The sequence below is a fragment of the Kitasatospora sp. NPDC004745 genome (genome assembly GCF_042873275.1).
Taxonomy (GTDB): Bacteria; Actinomycetota; Actinomycetes; order Streptomycetales; family Streptomycetaceae; genus Kitasatospora.
Genome location: NZ_JBIALK010000012.1, coordinates 142,602 through 160,577, shown reverse-complemented (window position 1 = coordinate 160,577; position 17,976 = coordinate 142,602). Strand labels below are relative to the sequence as shown.

The following is a 17,976-nucleotide window of genomic DNA, read 5'->3' as shown; positions in this document are numbered from 1 at the left end:
CAACGGGGACCGTCGCCGCCCCTCGCCATAGGTCAAGGAACAAGGACATGTCTCGCTCAGCACACCCCGCGGGCCCCCGTCACGGCGACGTCCTGCCCGAGGGCCACTACCAGGCCCCGCCGGCGGACCTCAACGCGCTCGACCCCAAGGTCTGGTCGCGCACCGTCGCCCGGGACGCCGCGGGTGCGGTCACCGTCGGCGGCATCGACGTGCGGACGCTGGCGGCCGAGTTCGGCACGCCGGCCTACGTGCTCGACGAGGAGGACTTCCGGACCCGGGCCCGCGCCTGGCGGGACGCCTTCGGCACCGGGGCGGACGTCTACTACGCCGGCAAGGCGTTCCTCTCCAAGGCGATCGTGCGCTGGCTGCACGAGGAGGGCCTGAACCTCGACGTCTGCAGCCCGGGCGAGCTGGCCGTGGCGCTGGCCGCCGGCATGCCGGCCGAGCGGATCGCGCTGCACGGCAACAACAAGTCGGTGGACGAGCTCGAGCACGCGGTGAAGTCCGGGATCGGGCACGTCGTGGTCGACTCCTACGAGGAGATCGAGCGGCTGGCCGCGATCGCCGCCCGGCACGGCGTCCGCCAGCAGGTGCTGATCCGGATCACCGTCGGCGTCGAGGCGCACACCCACGAGTTCATCGCCACCGCGCACGAGGACCAGAAGTTCGGGCTCTCGCTGACCGGCGGCGCGGCCGCCGAGGCGGTGCGCCGGGTGCTCGCCCACGACAGCCTGGAGCTGCGCGGCATCCACTCGCACATCGGCTCGCAGATCTTCGACACCGCGGGCTTCGAGGTGGCCGCCCGCCGGGTGGTCGGCCTGCTGGCCGGCATCCGCGACGAGCACGGCGTCGAGCTGCCCGAGATCGACCTGGGCGGCGGCCTCGGCATCGCCTACACCAGCGACGACGACCCGCGCGAGCCGGCCGAGATCGCGGCGGCGCTGGGCGAGATCGTGCGCCGCGAGTGCGCCGCCGCGGACCTGCGGGCCCCCCGGCTGAGCGTGGAGCCCGGCCGGGCGATCGTCGGCCCTACGGCGTTCACGCTGTACGAGGTCGGCACCGTCAAGCCGCTGGAGGGCCTGCGCACCTACGTCAGCGTGGACGGCGGGATGTCCGACAACATCCGCACCGCGCTGTACGACGCCGAGTACTCGGTGGCCCTGGTGTCGCGCCGCAGCGACGCGGAGCCGATGCTGGTGCGAGTGGTCGGCAAGCACTGCGAGTCCGGCGACATCGTGGTGCGGGACGCCTTCCTGCCGGCCGACCTGGCCGCGGGCGACCTGATCGCGGTGCCCGCCACCGGCGCGTACTGCCGCTCGATGGCGAGCAACTACAACCACGCCCTGAAGCCCCCCGTGCTGGCCGTCAGGGACGGTGCGGCGCGGGTGATCGTCAGGCGCGAGACGGAGGAGGATCTCCTGCGTCTCGATATCGGATGACGAAATTCTCGTCTCAGATCATGGAACGACCGTAGATCCGTGCGGAAAGTCCCCGAGACTGGTACGGACCGAAGTTCCCGGCGGCCCCGAGAATCCCGCCGGAATTACCGAAGCACGATGAATGCAGAGCGGAGTCGGATGATGCGTACGCGCCCGCTGAAGGTGGCGTTGCTGGGCTGTGGTGTGGTGGGCTCCGAGGTGGCGCGCATCATGACGACGACGGCCGACGACCTCGCCGCGCGCATCGGCGCCCCGGTGGAGCTCGCCGGCATCGCGGTCCGCCGGGCCGGCCGGACCCGCCCGGGCGTCCCCGAGCACCTGATCACCACCGACGCCGAGGCCCTGGTCAACCGGGGCGACATCGACGTCGTGGTCGAGGTGGTGGGTGGCATCGAGCCCGCCAAACACCACATCCTGTCGGCGTTCGCGCAGGGCGCCTCGGTGGTCAGCGCCAACAAGGCGCTGCTCGCCCAGGACGGCGCCGAGCTGCACGCCGCGGCCGCGGCGGCCGGGGTGGACCTGTACTACGAGGCCGCCGTGGCGGGCGCGATCCCGCTGCTGCGGCCGCTGCGCGAGTCCCTCGCGGGGGACAAGGTCAACCGGGTGCTGGGCATCGTCAACGGCACCACCAACTTCATCCTCGACAAGATGGACACCACCGGCGCCGGCTACTCGGAGGCGCTGGAGGAGGCCACCGCGCTGGGCTACGCCGAGGCCGACCCGACGGCCGACGTCGAGGGCTTCGACGCCGCCGCCAAGGCCGCGATCCTGGCCGGCATCGCCTTCCACACCAAGGTGACCGCCGCGGACGTCTACCGCGAGGGCATCACCGAGGTGACCGCCGCCGACATCGCCTCCGCGAAGGCGATGGGCTGCGTGGTCAAGCTGCTCGCGATCTGCGAGCGGGCCGCCGACGGCGCCTCGGTGACCGCCCGGGTCCACCCGGCGATGATCCCGCTGTCGCACCCGCTGGCCTCCGTCCGCGAGGCCTACAACGCGGTGTTCGTCGAGGCCGAGGCGGCCGGTCGGCTGATGTTCTACGGCCCCGGCGCCGGCGGCTCGCCGACCGCCTCCGCGGTGCTCGGCGACCTGGTCGCGGTCTGCCGCAACAAGCTCGCGGGCGCCCCCGGCCCCGGTGACTCGGTGTACACGCAGCTGCCCGCCAAGCCGATGGACGAGGTGGTCACCCGCTACCACGTCAGCCTGGACGTGGACGACCGCGCGGGCGTGCTCGCCCAGGTGGCGTCCGTCTTCGCCGAGCACGGCGTCTCCATCGACACCGTGCGCCAGCAGGGCCGCGACGGCGACGCCTCGCTCGTCGTGGTCACCCACCGTGCCACCGACGCCGCCCTGTCGGCGACGGTCGACAAGCTCCGCGCGCTGGACAGCGTGCGGGACGTGGCCAGCATCATGCGGGTCGAAGGGGAGTAAGGAACAGCCATGAACGCCGTTGCCGAGAACGTCGTCCGAGGCGCGCACACCCACCAGTGGCGCGGCCTGATCGAGGAGTACCGGGACCGCCTGCCGGTCACGGACTCCACCCCGGTGGTCACCCTGCTCGAAGGCGGCACGCCGCTCGTCCCCGCCCAGGTGCTCTCCGAGCGCACCGGCTGCGAGGTCTACCTCAAGGTCGAGGGCGCCAACCCGACCGGCTCCTTCAAGGACCGCGGGATGACGATGGCCATCTCCAAGGCCAAGGAGGAGGGCGCCCAGGCCGTCATCTGCGCCTCCACCGGCAACACCTCGGCCTCCGCCGCCGCGTACGCGGTGCGGGCCGGGATGGTCTCCGCGGTGCTCGTCCCGCAGGGCAAGATCGCCCTCGGCAAGATGGGCCAGGCGCTGGTGCACGGCGCCAAGATCCTGCAGGTGGACGGGAACTTCGACGACTGCCTCACCCTTGCGCGTGAACTGTCCGAGAAGTACCCGGTGGCCCTGGTCAACTCGGTGAACCCGGTGCGGATCGAGGGTCAGAAGACCGCCGCGTTCGAGATCGTCGACATGCTCGGCGACGCCCCGGACATCCACGTCCTGCCGGTCGGCAACGCGGGCAACATCACCGCGTACTGGAAGGGGTACCGCGAGTACGCCACCGACGGCCTCGCGGCGCGCACGCCGCGGATGTGGGGCTTCCAGGCCTCCGGCTCGGCCCCGATCGTCGACGGCGCGCCGGTGCTCAAGCCGCAGACCATCGCCACCGCGATCCGGATCGGCAACCCGGCCTCGTGGGACTTCGCGCTCGCCGCGCGGGACGAGTCGGGCGGCCTCATCGACAAGGTGACGGACCGTCAGATCCTCGCCGCCTACCGGCTGTTGGCCTCGCAGGAGGGCGTCTTCGTGGAGCCCGCCTCGGCCGCCTCGGTGGCCGGCCTGCTGGCCAAGGCGGAGGCCGGCCTGGTCGACCCGGGCCAGCGCATCGTCTGCACCGTGACCGGCAACGGCCTCAAGGACCCGGACTGGGCGGTGGCGGGCGCGCCGCAGCCGCAGGTCGTCCCGATCGACCCGGAGGCCGCGGCCCGGCGCCTGGGCCTGCTCGACTGACCCGGGACCGGGCCGGTCACCGGGTCTGACGCTTCGACGGGCCTACCCTTTCGGGGGTCGGCCCGTCGACGTTCTCCGGTGACACTTTTGTGTCAATTACGCTTCGCATTCCGAACCGAATCCGGTGCGCATTCCGGCCAGAAGCGGCAACACACCAGATCGAAGGCCCATGGGGTGTACCACTGGGGAACCTCTCTTCGATACTCTGGGTTCGGCCGTGTGGCACATGCCCCGGGTCCTGGCCCTCCGGGCCGAACCGACGACCGTGACCGCCCGCCCCGGACGGGGCCCGCGGTCCGTTCCCGCCCCTGCACCGACGACGCGCTCCGCGCCGCCCGATTTCCCCAGGAGAGTCCACCGCATGGCCGGTCCCGCGTTCCGTGCCGCCGCCGTCCGGGTCCGGGTTCCCGCGACCAGTGCCAACCTCGGCCCGGGCTTCGACGCCTTCGGGCTCGCGCTGGGCCTGTACGACGACGTCGTCGTCCGGGTCTCCGACTCCGGCCTCTCGGTCGACATCGCCGGCGAGGGCGCCGAGACGCTGCCCCGCGACGAGCGCCACCTGCTGGTCCGCTCGATGCGCGCCGCCTTCGACCGCCTCGGCGGCCAGCCGCGCGGCCTCGAAGTGGTCTGCGCCAACCGGATACCGCACGGCCGCGGCCTGGGCTCCTCCTCGGCCGCCATCTGCGCAGGCATCGTGGCCGCCCGCGCCGTCACCATCGGCGGCCCGTCCGCCCTGGACGACGACGCGCTGCTGGCCCTCGCCTCCGAGCTGGAGGGCCACCCCGACAACGTCGCGGCCTGCCTGCGCGGCAGCTTCACCATCGCCTGGACCGACGAGGAGTCGGCCAAGGCCGTCACCCTGGAGCCCTCCGGCCAGGTCGTCCCGATCGTCTTCGTGCCCGCCGGCGAGGTGCTCACCGAGACCGCCCGCGGCCTGCTGCCGAAGACCGTCCCGCTGACCGACGCCGCGGTCAACGCCGGCCGCGCCGCGCTGCTGGTGGAGGCGCTGACCCGGCGGCCCGAGCTGCTGCTCGCCGCCACCGAGGACCGGCTGCACCAGGACTACCGCTCCTCCGCGATGCCGGACAGCGCCGCGCTGGTGGGCGCGCTGCGCGCGGAGGGCGTCCCGGCGGTCATCTCCGGGGCCGGCCCGACCGTCCTCGCCCTCACCGACGAGGCGGGTGCCGACAAGGTGCTCTCCTTCGCCGGGCACCACGGCCACGGCGGTGACCCGGCGTTCGCCGCGCACCGCCTGGAGCTCGACCGGACCGGGGCCACCGTGCTCCCGCTGGACGTCTGAGCAGCCCGTTCGGGCCGCTCGCCGGGGCCCGGCTCGGCACCGCGCCGAGCCGGGTGCTCCGGACACGATTGGCAAGCGCAAGGCTGGGGAATGTCTGAGGGGGTCGGTAGTGTTAACCTCATTGCTGCACCAGGTGCCCTCCGGGGCTCGGTGCGCCGCGTCCCGATCCCAGCTCTCCACTGCCGTGGAGTCGCGGCGATGCACGGGGCGACGATTCTCCGGGAGCCCACCGCAGCGCGTACGCAGCCTGCCTGCGCGACATGCGGCCGCATCCCGAAGCCGTGACGGCACCTGACTCCCACCCGCGGCCTCCCACCTCGAGGCCAGGACGGGCGGAGCGCGGGCCACCGTCACGCGACGGGGGCCCGGGATTCGCAGGCAGCGTGGGGGTACGCCCGGTCGGCACACGACCGGCCCACCGCGCCACTCAGCACCACCGTGCTTCAAGCACCGCACCTCGCAGCTCTCCCTCGACCGGCTTCCGCCTTTCGGGGGATCACCGCCTCGGACCGACGCAGTCGAGCGTTGGTCAGGACAGCACAACCGGTCGCCGAGCCAGACAGGCCGACGTCCGCTCCAGGGAAGGACCCTTAGTGAGCGACTCCACCGATCTGATGGGCGCGCGCCCGGACGCCGAAGCGTCGGACGCAGCCGCCGCACCCGCGGCCCCGGCGCGGCGCCGCCGCACCGCCGCCGCGGGCCTGGACGGCATGGTCCTGGCCGAGCTGCAGAAGCTCGCCGCGGACCTGGGCATCACCGGTACCGGACGCATGCGCAAGAGCCAGCTGATCGAGACCATCAAGGAGAAGAGCGGCGGGGACCCGCTGCTCGCCGCCGGTGGCGCCCCGGCCGCCGCCAAGCGCACCGCCGCCAAGGCGGACGCCGAGGCGCCGGCCGAGAAGCCCGCCCGCCGCACCAAGGCCGCCGCCGCGGCCGAGGCCAAGGCCGCCGAGCCCCAGGCCCAGATCGACATCCCGGTCCAGGCCGCTGCGGAGACCGCCGCGCCCGCCCGCGCCGAGCGCACCCGCCGCCGCGCCACCTCCGCCGCCGGTGCCCCGGTCGCCGAGGCCGCCGCCGCCGACGCCGCGGTGGTCGTGGCCGAGCCCAAGCAGGCCGAGCCCAAGCAGGCCGAGACCCGCGCCTTCGAGGGCCGCGAGGAGGGCCGCACCGAGACCCGCCGCGACCGCCGCGACCGTCGTGACCGCCGCGAGGCGGGCGAGCGCCCCGAGCGCACCGACCGCCAGGAGACCGGCGAGGCCCAGGACGGCGAGGGCCGCGAGTCGCGCCGCGACCGCCGCAACCGCCGTGAGCGCGCCGACCGCCAGCCCCAGCAGGGCGGCGGCCAGCAGCAGGGCGGCCAGGCCGAGGGCCAGCAGAGCCGCCAGGGCGGCCAGCAGACCCAGCAGCCGCAGGCCCAGCAGGGCGGCTACGAGGACGACGAGTTCGGCGACGGCCGTCGTGGCCGTCGCGGCCGCTACCGCGACCGCCGTGGCCGCGGCCGCCGCGAGGGCTTCGAGGCCGGCCCCGCCGAGCCGCAGATCGGCGAGGACGACGTCCTGATCCCGGTCGCGGGCATCCTCGACATCCTCGACAACTACGCGTTCGTGCGCACCTCCGGCTACCTGCCGGGCCAGAACGACGTCTACGTCTCGCTCGCCCAGGTCCGCAAGAACGGCCTGCGCAAGGGCGACGCCATCACCGGAGCGGTGCGCCAGCCCCGCGACGGCGAGCGCCGCGAGAAGTTCAACGCCATGGTGCGGCTGGACTCCGTCAACGGCATGGACCCGGAGAGCGGCCGCGGCCGCCCCGAGTTCAACAAGCTCACCCCGCTGTACCCGCAGGAGCGGCTGCGCCTGGAGACCGACCCGGGCGTGCTGACCACCCGGATCATCGACCTGGTGTCGCCGATCGGCAAGGGCCAGCGCGGTCTGATCGTCGCGCCGCCGAAGACCGGCAAGACGATGGTGCTGCAGGCGGTCGCCAACGCGATCACGCACAACAACCCCGAGTGCCACCTGATGGTCGTCCTGGTCGACGAGCGTCCGGAAGAGGTCACCGACATGCAGCGGTCGGTGAAGGGCGAGGTCATCTCCTCGACCTTCGACCGCCCGGCGGAGGACCACACCACCGTCGCCGAGCTGGCCATCGAGCGCGCCAAGCGCCTGGTCGAGCTGGGCCACGACGTGGTCATCCTGCTGGACTCGATCACCCGTCTCGGCCGCGCCTACAACCTGGCGGCGCCGGCCTCCGGCCGCATCCTGTCCGGTGGTGTCGACTCGACCGCGCTGTACCCGCCGAAGAAGTTCTTCGGCGCCGCGCGCAACATCGAGAACGGCGGCTCGCTGACCATCCTGGCCACCGCGCTGGTCGAGACCGGCTCGCGCATGGACGAGGTGATCTTCGAGGAGTTCAAGGGCACCGGCAACATGGAGCTCAAGCTCGACCGGAAGCTCTCGGACAAGCGCATCTTCCCGGCCGTCGACGTGGACGCCTCCAGCACCCGCAAGGAGGAGATCCTGCTCGGCAGCGAGGAGTTGGCCATCGTCTGGAAGCTCCGCCGGGTGCTGCACGCGCTGGACTCGCAGCAGGCGATCGAGCTGCTCCTGGACAAGATGAAGCAGACCAAGAGCAACGCCGAGTTCCTGATGCAGATCGCCAAGACCACCCCCGGCTCCAGCGACTGACGGTAGCCGGACGGCAGTCGGACACGGAACCCCGGATCGCGCGAGCGGTCCGGGGTTCCGTGCGTCCGGCCGGGCCTTTGTTCCAGGATTGGGACATCCCGGGGCCTTTAGATCATCTTGTCCGATTTACTCTGGACCGTATGGCCGAACACAAGAGGGTCCTGACCCGCCGCCGCAAGGTCCTGCGGGCGGCGGCCTGCGCGTTCGCCGCACTCGTCGTCCTCGGTGCCGGAGCGGCCGGGTACGCGTACTACAAGCTCAACGGCAACATCAAGAGCGTCGACATCAACGCCCGGCTCGGCGACGCCCGTCCGCCGGCGGCCACCGACGGGTCCTTCAACATCCTGGTGCTCGGCTCCGACTCGCGGAACGGCCGGAACGGCGACCTGGCCGGCGGCGACACCGGCGACACCGCCCGCTCGGACACCGCGATGGTGGTGCACGTCAACCAGGACCACTCGCGCGCCGAGGTCGTCTCGATCCCGCGCGACACCCTCGTCGCCCGGCCCGACTGCACCGACGCGACCGGCCGGACGGTGCCCGGTGCCAAGCGCGCCATGTACAACAGCGCCTTCGAGACCGGCGGCGCCGCCTGCGCGGTCAAGACCACCGAACAGCTCACCGGGCTGCGGATGGACCACTACGTGCAGATCGACTTCGCCGGGTTCGCCCGGGTCGTGGACGCGCTGGGCGGGGCCACCGTGACCACCACGGTGGCCATCCACGACAAGGACAGCGGCCTCGACCTCGCCCCCGGCGAGCACCACCTGGACGGCCAGCAGGCCCTGGCCTTCGTCCGCACCCGGCACGGCGTCGGCGACGGCAGCGACCTCGGCCGGATCGAACTGCAGAAGCAGATGGTGCGGTCGCTGCTGCAGCAGGCCGGCGGGCTCGGGCTGTTCTCCAACCCGGTCAAGCTGTGGTCGATCGGCGACACCATGACCAGCAGCGTCACCACCGACTCCGCACTGGGCTCGGTGAACGCCCTGGTGGGCCTCGTCCAGGAGCTCAAGGGCATCGGGCCGGACCAGCTCGGCATGGTGACCCTGCCGGTGGTGACCGCACCCAGCGACCCCAACCGGGTCGTCGAACAGCAGCCGCAGGCCGACCAGCTCTGGGCCGCGCTCAAGGCCGACCAGCCGCTCCCGCAGTCCGTCGTCTCGGCGCAGCCGGAGAACCCCGCCCAGGCCGCCCCCACGGCCCCCACGGGCCCCGCGACGGGCGCGGCGAAGGCCCCGGCCAGGCGCTGACCGGGCGCCGGGCCGCGGCACGGCCGGCGCGGCACGGTCGGGGCGGGCGCGCGACGGGCCCGCGGCGGCGCGCGGAATATCCCGGAGCGGGCCCCGGTTTGGGAAGATGCGGCCGGTCCTGGCAGACTGGTCCGTCGGTCCCGGTTCACGTGCGGCGCTCCAGCCGCCGACCCGGTGCCCTCCCGAAACCTAGGAGAACCCCTTGAAGCCCAACGTTCACCCCGAGTACGTGGTCACCCGTGTGACCTGCACCTGCGGCGCCGAGTTCGTGACCCGCTCGACCGAGACCAGTGGCGAGATCCGCGCCGAGGTCTGCTCGCAGTGCCACCCGTTCTACACCGGCAAGCAGAAGATCCTCGACACCGGTGGCCGCGTGGCCCGCTTCGAGGCCCGCTTCGGCAAGCAGCACAGCGCGAAGGCCTAGCGCTCCCTCGGCGCCGGTTCCCGGTGCCCCCGTACTCGTTCCGGGGGCGCTGGGGACCGGCGCCGTTCGCGTCCCACCACACCAACCGATCTCCGGGAAGAAGGCCACCCCCATGTTCGAGGCAGTCGAAGAGCTCCTCGTCGAGCACGCCGACCTCGAGAAGAGGCTGGCCGACCCGTCCGTCCACGCCGACCAGGCCAACGCGCGCAAGCTGGCCAAGCGGTACGCCGAGCTGACCCCGATCACCCGGGTCTTCCGGGAGTGGCGGCAGGCCGGCGAGGACATCGAGGCCGCGCGTGAACTCGCGGCCGAGGACCCGGAGTTCCTCTCCGAGGTGAAGGACGGCGAGCACCGCCGCGAGGAGCTGACCGAGGAGCTGCGACTGCTGCTCGTGCCGCGCGACCCGAGCGACGAGAAGGACGTCATCCTGGAGATCAAGGCGGGCGAGGGCGGCGAGGAGTCCGCGCTGTTCGCCGGCGACCTGCTCCGGATGTACCTGCGCTTCGCCGAGCGGATCGGCTGGAAGACCGAGATCATCGACTCCAACGAGTCCGACCTCGGCGGCTACAAGGACGTCTCGGTGGCCGTGAAGACCAAGGGCAACGCCGAGCCCGGCCAGGGCGTCTGGGCCCGGCTGAAGTACGAGGGCGGCGTGCACCGCGTGCAGCGCGTCCCCGCCACCGAGTCGCAGGGCCGAATCCACACCTCCGCGGCGGGCGTGCTGGTCACCCCCGAGGCGGAGGAGGTCGAGGTCGAGGTCCTCGCCAACGACCTGCGGATCGACGTCTACCGCTCCTCCGGCCCCGGCGGCCAGTCGGTCAACACCACCGACTCCGCGGTCCGGATCACCCACCTGCCGACCGGTATCGTGGCGTCCTGCCAGAACGAGAAGAGCCAGCTGCAGAACAAGGAGCAGGCGATGCGCATCCTGCGTTCGCGGCTGCTGGCCGCCGCGCAGGAGGAGGCCGAGCGGGAGGCCTCGGAGGCGCGTCGCAGCCAGGTCCGCACGGTGGACCGCTCCGAGCGGATCCGGACGTACAACTACCCCGAGAACCGCATCTCGGACCACCGCACGGGGTTCAAGTCGTACAACCTGGACCAGGTCCTGGACGGCGACCTGAACGCGGTGATCCAGTCCTGCGTCGACGCGGACGCGGCGGCCAAGCTGGCCGCGGCCCAACAGAACTGAGACCGGCGCGCCCCAGCCCGAAAGCCAGAAGCCGGAGCGCAGAAACAAGAGGTCGTACGGATGAACCTGCTGCTCGCCGAGGTGGCCCAGGCCACCCAGCGGTTGGCCGCGGCCGGCGTGCCGTCGCCGCGCTTCGACGCGGAGGAACTCGCCGCCTACGTCCACGACGTCAAGCGCAGCCAGTTGCACACCGTGCAGGACGCGGACTTCGACGCCCGCTACTGGGAGGCCGTCTCCCGCCGCGAGGCGCGCGAGCCGCTCCAGCACATCACCGGGCGGGCGTTCTTCCGCTACCTGGAGCTCGAGGTCGGCCCCGGGGTCTTCGTGCCCCGGCCGGAGACCGAGACGGTCGTCGAGTGGGCCATAGACGCCGTCCGCGACATGGACGTCGCCGAGCCGCTGGTCGTCGACCTGTGCTCCGGCTCCGGCGCCATCGCGCTCGCCCTGGCCCAGGAGCTGCCGCGCTCGACCGTGCACGCCTTCGAACTCGACGAGGGCGCGCTGCAGTACACCCGGCGCAACATCGAGGCCAGCCCGGACCGGGCCCGGGTCACCCTGCACGCCGGTGACGCCACCCTGGCCTTCGCCGACGACCGCTCCTGGGACGGCCGCTTCGACCTGGTCATCTCCAACCCGCCGTACATCCCGCTCACCGAGTGGGAGTACGTCGCGCCGGAGGCCCGCGACCACGACCCGCAGATGTCGCTGTTCTCCGGCGAGGACGGCCTGGACACCATCCGCGGCATCGAGCGGGTGGCCGCCCGGCTGCTGCGCCCGGGCGGCGCGGTGGTGGTCGAGCACGCCGACCAGCAGGGCGGCCAGGTGCCGTGGATCTTCAACGAGGAACGCGGGTGGACGGACACCGCCGACCACCGCGACCTGAACAACCGGCCGCGCTTCACGACGGCCCGAAGGGCCTCGCTGTGAACCGTCCGGCACCGTACGACCGCCCGCAGGGCGTCGTGCTGGGCGGTCCGGCACCGTGCCGGACCGCCGTGCACGAGGCCGTGCTGTGACCGCTGTGATGAGCCGTTCCGGAAGGGGACCGCACCGATGAGCCGCCGCTACGACTGTGCCGACGCCGGGGACCGTGCCACCGGCCTGCGCGAGGCCGCATCCGCCATCCGCCGCGGCGAACTCGTCGTGCTGCCGACCGACACCCTGTACGGGGTCGGCGCGGACGCCTTCTCCCCGGAGGCCGTCGGCGAGCTGCTGGCCGCCAAGGGCCGCGGCCGCAACATGCCCTCGCCGGTGCTGGTCGGCTCGCCGACCACCCTGCACGGCCTGGTCACCGACTTCTCCGAGCAGGCCTGGGAGCTGGTCGACGCGTTCTGGCCGGGCGGGCTCACCCTGGTCGCCAAGCACCAGCCCTCGCTGCGCTGGGACCTCGGCGAGACCCGCGGCACCGTCGCCGTCCGGATGCCGCTGCACCCGGTCGCCATCGAGCTGCTGAACGCCACCGGCCCGCTGGCCGTCTCCAGCGCCAACAAGACCGGCGGTCCGTCCCCGGCGACCTGCGACGAGGCGCAGGCGCAGCTCGGCGACGCCATCTCGGTCTACCTGGACGGCGGGCAGGCGGACCACGCCACCGCCTCGTCCATCGTCGACGTCACGGGCAAGGTCCCGGTCCTGCTGCGGGCGGGCGCGATCAGCGTCGAGCAGCTGAGGGAGGTCGTCCCCGACCTGGAGGCCGGCAGTTGACGCCGACCGCCTCGCTCCACGCCGGGCCGGGCATAGCACCGTACCTGGCCGTGGGCCCCAGGCCGCTGGACCACTTCCGGATCCTGTTCGTCTGCACCGGGAACATCTGCCGCTCGCCGATCGCCGAGCGGCTCACCCGGCGTGAGCTGGACACCCGGCTCAGCCCGCGGGTGGCCGGGCGGATCCTGGTGGAGAGCGCCGGCACCTGGGGCCACGTCGGCGCGCCGATGGAGGACCACGCGGCGACCGTCCTGGACGAGTACGGCGCCGACAGCGGCGGTTTCACCGGTCGCGAGCTGCTGGACGAGCACGTCGTGGAGGCCGACCTGGTCCTCACCGCGACGCTCGACCACCGGGCGCAGGTGATCTCGATGGGGCACGAGGCGGGCCTGCGGACCTTCACGCTGAAGGAGTTCACCCGCCTGGTCCGGACGATAGACCCGGGCACCCTGCCCGACCCGCGGCGCGGCGCCGACGTCACCGAGCGCGCCCGCGCCCTGGTCCGGGCCGCCGCCGCACTGCGCGGCTGGCTGCTGGCCGCGACCCCGGAGTCGGACGAGCTGGAGGACCCGTACGGGGCGCCGATCGGCATGTTCCGCAACTGCGGCGAGGAGATATTCCACGCCGTCGACCCGGTGGTCACCGCACTCACCGGCGTGTCCGCGCTGCGCTGAGCCCCCGCCCGGGGCGACCACCCGGGCGACCGCCGGAACGAAGGCGCCGAATGGCCCCGCGTCGGCGCGCCACCCGGCCGGGCCGGTCCTACGCTGGAGGAATCGATCCTTCCCGGCCCGCGCGCCGGGAGGCGCCCCCACGCGGCCCGGGAGCCCCGCCATGACCGTCACCGACGCCCCGACCGGTCCGAGAGCGACGAGCGGGCGCCCCTGGGCGTCCGAGGCGCTGCACCGGGCGGATCCGCAGCTGGCCGACCTGCTGGCGGCCGAGGCCGAACGACGGGCCGAGTCGATCCAGCTGCTGGCGGGCGAGAACCTGACCTCCCCGGCCGTCCTGGCGGCGCTGACCGGGCCGTTGATCGACAAGTACGCCGAGGGCTACCCGGGCCGCCGGCACCACACCGGCTGCGCCCTCGCGGACGCCGCCGAGCTGCTGGCGATCGACCGGGCCCGCCAGCTGTTCGCCGCCCCGCACGCCAACGTCCAGCCCCGGTCGGCGACTTCGGCGATGCTGGCGGCCTACGCGGCGCTGCTGCGGCCCGGCGACGGGGTGCTGGCGATGTCGCTGGAGCACGGCGGCCACCTGAGCTGCGGCTCGCGCGCGAACTTCTCCGGCCGCTGGTTCGCCTTCACCGGGTACGGCGTGCGCGAGGCCGACGGCCTGATCGACCTCGACCAGGTGCGCGACCTGGCCCGCCGGCACCGTCCGAAGGCGATCGTGGCCGGTTCGATCTCCTACCCGCGGCACCCGGACTGGGCGGCGTTCCGGCAGATCGCCGACGAGGTGGACGCCTACCTGATCGCCTCCGCGGCGCAGACCACCGGCCTGGTCGCGGCCGGCGTGGCGCCCTCACCGGTGCCGTACGCGGACGTCACCGTGGCGGCCACCCACAAGCTGCTGCGGGGCCCGCGCGGGGGTCTGCTGCTGTCCACCGCGGAGCTGGCCGAGCGGATCGACCGGGCGGTGTTCCCGTTCAGCCAGGGCGGCGCGGCGATGAACGAGGTGGCGGGCAAGGCGGTGGCCCTCGCGGAGGCGTCCACGCCCGGCTACCGGGCCTACGCGCACCGGACGGTGGCGGGGGCGCGGGTGCTGGCGGCAGGGCTCGCGGAGGCCGGTGCACGCCCGCTGACCGGCGGCACCGACACCCACCTGGTGACGGTGGACGTGAGCCCGCTGGGCGTCACCGGCGCGGAGGCCGAGCGGCGCTGCGCGGCGGCCGGGCTGCTGCTCGGCAAGTGCGCACTGCCGTACGACCCGGCGCCCGCCGCCGAGGCGTCCGGCATCCGGCTGGGCACCGGCACGGTGACCAGCCAGGGGATGGGCGAGGCCGAACTCGCCGAGGTCGCCCGGCTGATCGCACGGTTGCTCGTGGACGGAACGGTCGTGCCGGTGGCGGAACGGGTCCGGGAGCTCGCGCTGGCCTTCGCCGACCGGCCGTGAGCGGCCCGGGCGGCCGCGGGCATCGAGATCTCCTACCCGGGAGGGCGAACCGCGATGCACGCCCGAGGCGTCCGACTCAATAAGGTGTGTGCCGTGGCGACGCACCTCGAAACCCGGACAGGCAGGGGAGTACCTTCGGTACCTTCCCGTCGGACAGTGATGCAGGAGGCCAGTGGTGCGTGAGTATCTGCTGGTGCTGTTCTGCACCGCCGCCGTCACCTACCTGCTGACCGGCCCGGTCCGGAAGTTCGCCATCGCGGCCGGCGCGATGCCGCCCGTGCGCGCCCGTGACGTGCACCGCGAGCCCACCCCGCGGCTCGGCGGGATCGCCATGTTCGGCGGTCTCTGCGCGGGCATCCTGGTCGCCTCGCAGCTGGACAACCTGAGCAAGGTGTTCTCCCAGGGCACCGACATCCGGGCCCTGCTGTCCGGCGCCGGGATCATGTGGCTGCTCGGCGTGCTCGACGACAAGTGGGGCGTGGACGCGCTGGTCAAGCTCGGCGGCCAGATGATCGCCGCCGGTGTGATGGTCTGGCAGGGCGTCACGGTGATCACCCTCCCGGTGCCCGGCGTCGGCGCCGTCGCGGTGAGCCCCACCCAGGGCATGGTCATCTCGGTCACCCTGGTCGTCGTCATGGTCAACGCGGTCAACTTCATCGACGGCCTCGACGGCCTGGCCGGCGGCATGGTCTGCATCGCCGCGATCGCGTTCTTCCTGTACAGCTACCGCCTCTGGTACGGCTACACGATCACCGACGCGGCCCCCGCGGTGCTGTTCAGCGTGCTGCTGATCGGCATGTGCCTGGGCTTCCTGGCGCACAACATGCACCCCGCGCGGATCTTCATGGGCGACTCCGGCTCGATGATGCTGGGCCTGATGCTGGCCGTCGCCGCGATCTCCATCACCGGCCGCGTCGACCCGGACCTGATCACCAGCGAGACCGGTTCGCAGACCGCCACCGTGCACGCCCTGGTGCCGATCTACATCCCGCTGCTGCTGCCGCTGACGGTCATCGCGCTGCCGCTGGCCGACCTGCTGCTCGCCGTGGTCCGCCGCACCTGGGCCGGCCAGTCGCCGTTCGCCGCGGACAAGCGCCACCTGCACCACCGGCTGCTGCAGGTCGGGCACTCGCACAGCCGTGCGGTGCTGATCATGTACTTCTGGGCCGCGCTGATCGCCTTCGGCACGGTGGCCTTCTCGGTGACCAACACCGGTCGCACCGTGGTGCTGACGCTCGCCGGGCTCTGCCTGGTCGGCCTGGTCGTGCTGCTGACGCCGCGGTTCCGGCCGCGCGCGCCGAAGGCCGTGCAGTCCTTCGTCCCGCCCCGCTACCGCCGCCAGCAGTCCGCCCCGATGGCTGAACTGTCGGCCAAGGACAAGCAACTTCTCGGTGAAGCCGGCCAGGACGCGGGCCGGGGCGCCTCGGCGCTCGGCACCCAGGACCGGACCACCGGCCGCCGGTAGCAAGCGAGTTGACGTTAGGTCAAACGGCCTCACCCGTTCGGCGGCACGGTTGGGCCGTCGGTGTGACAGGTACCACACATTCATGGTAAAGCTCTCATCAAATAGTTTGTGATACCGTTCACGAGTACCGAGAACACGCCGAAAGACCTGACAGGTGGATGCCTTCCGTCCCTGTCGGCCTCCCTCGACGGGCCCGCCGCAGCGGGCGGCCCGGGCGGCGGCCTCTCGGTCGGTGTCACCCACCACCTTCTGTGCCCCGTCCCCCGCCACATCGACATGCCGCCGGAGCTGCCGACATGCCGTCCACCGACGCCCGGATCCTCCGAGGCGCCGCGATTCCCACTGCGGTCGCCGGGATCATCGCCATGGCGATCTCCTTCGCCGTCGCCGGTGGGAAGGGTTTGCTCGGAGCCCTCTTCGGCGTACTGCTGGTGATGGCCTTCTTCAGCTCGGGCCAGATCGCGCTCGACCGGCTGACCAGGTCGAACCCGCAGATCATGATGGCCGCGGCGCTCCTGGTGTACACCACGCAGATCCTGCTGGTCGGCATCGTCCTCGCGGTGTTCAAGGACACCGACCTCTTCAACCGGCAGGCCTTCGCCTTCACACTGCTCGGCTGCGCGTTGATCTGGACGGGGTTCCAGGTGCGCGGCGCGCTGAAGGCCAAGACCTTCTACGTGGACCCCGACGCCTCGGAAAACAAGGGCGACAAGCCCTCCGACTCCGGGCGTCAACAGTGACGAGGCCTCACTGTCCCCCCAACGAGGGGGGCGGTGTTTATGCCGCACTGACGGACTGCTATCGTCCGTCGCAACAACGGAGTACGGGAAGCGGCCAGGTCTGTCCGGACAGTGGACGGATCGCCCCCCGGACCCGCGCAGTCTTCGATGATCCCGCAGCGGTGCAGCGCACTGCCGGACGGGGTCGGCGAGAAACCCATCAAGTTCCAGTGCCGCACCGTGGCCGCAGGCCGCGCCGACACACCGAGGTTGCCGTAACCATGCGTCACGACGAAGGAGTCCGTGGTGAGTGCTGAAAAGCTCACGTACCTCGCCTCAGGCAGTTGCCACTTCGGGGACGCCGGCTGCGGCTTCCCGGCTCCTGGCCTGAACGAGTTCGACTTCAAGCCGATCTTCTCGATCGGCAGCTTCTACTTCAACAAGCCGATGCTGCTGTCGATGATCGTCGCAGTGCTTGTCGTCGTCTTCTTCTGGGCCGCGTTCGCCAAGCCGCGCCTGGTCCCCGGCAAGATGCAGCTCGTCGCCGAGATCGGCTACGACTTCGTCAAGCGCTCCATCGTGCTGGAGACGATCGGCAAGAAGGGCGAGAAGTACGTCCCGATGCTGGTCTCGATGTTCTTCTTCATCTGGCTGATGAACATCATGTCGATCATCCCGTTCGCGCAGTTCCCCGTGACGGCGGCGATCGCGTTCCCGGCGGGTCTCGCCGGCGTCGTGTGGATCACCTACATGACGCTGACCTTCAAGAAGCACGGCTTCGTCGGCGGCTTCAAGAACCTCTGCTGGCCCTCGGGCATCCCCGGCTGGGTCATGTTCATCCTGGTGCCGATCGAGTTCTTCTCGAACATCTTCGTGCGCCCCTTCACGCTCGCGGTCCGAGCCTTCGCGAACATGTTCGCCGGCCACCTGCTGATCGTGATGTTCTCCATCGCCTCCTGGTACCTGCTCAGCCCGACCCTGGGCGCGCTGTACGGCTCGGCCTCGTTCGTCGTCGCCGTCGCGCTGACCGCCTTCGAGCTGCTGGTCCAGTTCCTGCAGGCCTACATCTTCGTGATGCTGGCCAGCAGCTACATCGCCGGTGCCCTCGAAGAGTCGCACTGAGCCAGGGGGCCTCGGCCCCACCCCTGAACC

At 72.1% G+C, this 17,976-nt stretch carries 15 protein-coding genes; all 15 read left to right on the top strand.

Features of this window, described 5'->3' with window-relative positions:
- The first annotated feature begins 47 nt into the window (after positions 1 to 47).
- The 15 genes from lysA (at position 48) to atpB (ending at position 17,946) form a co-directional block, all read left to right on the top strand.
- Complete coding sequence (gene lysA, locus ACFYUY_RS20880; RefSeq protein ID WP_360204563.1) at positions 48 to 1,439, top strand: diaminopimelate decarboxylase; 1,392 nt, start codon at positions 48 to 50, stop codon at positions 1,437 to 1,439.
- 138 nt (positions 1,440 to 1,577) lie between these two features.
- Positions 1,578 to 2,870 (top strand): homoserine dehydrogenase, encoded by a 1,293-nt coding sequence (locus tag ACFYUY_RS20875; protein ID WP_360204566.1) that lies wholly within the window; start codon positions 1,578 to 1,580, stop codon positions 2,868 to 2,870.
- A gap of 9 nt (positions 2,871 to 2,879) precedes the next feature.
- On the top strand, positions 2,880 to 3,977 hold the full coding sequence (gene thrC, locus ACFYUY_RS20870) for a threonine synthase (protein WP_387902265.1): 1,098 nt from the start codon (positions 2,880 to 2,882) through the stop codon (positions 3,975 to 3,977).
- Positions 3,978 to 4,338: 361 nt separating this feature from the next.
- Positions 4,339 to 5,277, top strand: a complete 939-nt coding sequence (gene thrB, locus ACFYUY_RS20865) for a homoserine kinase (protein ID WP_360204572.1) — start codon at positions 4,339 to 4,341, stop codon at positions 5,275 to 5,277.
- A gap of 593 nt (positions 5,278 to 5,870) precedes the next feature.
- Entirely contained in the window at positions 5,871 to 7,961 is a 2,091-nt protein-coding gene (rho, locus tag ACFYUY_RS20860; RefSeq protein WP_360204575.1) for a transcription termination factor Rho, read from the top strand.
- A 140-nt stretch (positions 7,962 to 8,101) separates the two neighbouring features.
- Positions 8,102 to 9,211, top strand: coding sequence for an LCP family protein (locus tag ACFYUY_RS20855; protein WP_360204577.1), 1,110 nt, complete (start codon positions 8,102 to 8,104; stop codon positions 9,209 to 9,211).
- A gap of 202 nt (positions 9,212 to 9,413) precedes the next feature.
- Positions 9,414 to 9,635 (top strand): 50S ribosomal protein L31, encoded by a 222-nt coding sequence (gene rpmE / locus ACFYUY_RS20850; protein WP_153462614.1) that lies wholly within the window; start codon positions 9,414 to 9,416, stop codon positions 9,633 to 9,635.
- A 112-nt stretch (positions 9,636 to 9,747) separates the two neighbouring features.
- Positions 9,748 to 10,824: a peptide chain release factor 1 gene (gene prfA, locus ACFYUY_RS20845; protein WP_360204580.1), complete on the top strand. Its 1,077-nt coding sequence runs from the start codon at positions 9,748 to 9,750 to the stop codon at positions 10,822 to 10,824.
- A gap of 60 nt (positions 10,825 to 10,884) precedes the next feature.
- A complete protein-coding gene (gene prmC, locus ACFYUY_RS20840) occupies positions 10,885 to 11,751 on the top strand; it encodes a peptide chain release factor N(5)-glutamine methyltransferase (protein ID WP_360204583.1) in 867 nt (288 codons plus the stop codon).
- A 126-nt stretch (positions 11,752 to 11,877) separates the two neighbouring features.
- Complete coding sequence (locus ACFYUY_RS20835) at positions 11,878 to 12,525, top strand: L-threonylcarbamoyladenylate synthase (protein ID WP_360204586.1); 648 nt, start codon at positions 11,878 to 11,880, stop codon at positions 12,523 to 12,525.
- A gap of 32 nt (positions 12,526 to 12,557) precedes the next feature.
- Positions 12,558 to 13,199, top strand: coding sequence for a protein-tyrosine-phosphatase (locus ACFYUY_RS20830; protein WP_360204860.1), 642 nt, complete (start codon positions 12,558 to 12,560; stop codon positions 13,197 to 13,199).
- Positions 13,200 to 13,359: 160 nt separating this feature from the next.
- Positions 13,360 to 14,640, top strand: a complete 1,281-nt coding sequence (gene glyA, locus ACFYUY_RS20825; protein WP_387902258.1) for a serine hydroxymethyltransferase — start codon at positions 13,360 to 13,362, stop codon at positions 14,638 to 14,640.
- Positions 14,641 to 14,815: 175 nt separating this feature from the next.
- Entirely contained in the window at positions 14,816 to 16,105 is a 1,290-nt protein-coding gene (locus tag ACFYUY_RS20820) for an MraY family glycosyltransferase (protein ID WP_360204592.1), read from the top strand.
- 296 nt (positions 16,106 to 16,401) lie between these two features.
- Positions 16,402 to 16,845 carry a hypothetical protein gene (locus tag ACFYUY_RS20815; RefSeq protein ID WP_360204594.1) on the top strand — a complete coding sequence of 148 codons (444 nt, stop codon included), beginning with the start codon at positions 16,402 to 16,404 and terminating at the stop codon, positions 16,843 to 16,845.
- 285 nt (positions 16,846 to 17,130) lie between these two features.
- The gene (gene atpB / locus ACFYUY_RS20810) at positions 17,131 to 17,946 is read left to right on the top strand and encodes a F0F1 ATP synthase subunit A (protein WP_360204597.1); all 816 of its coding nucleotides are present in this window, start codon (positions 17,131 to 17,133) and stop codon (positions 17,944 to 17,946) included.
- The last annotated feature ends 30 nt before the right edge of the window (positions 17,947 to 17,976 follow it).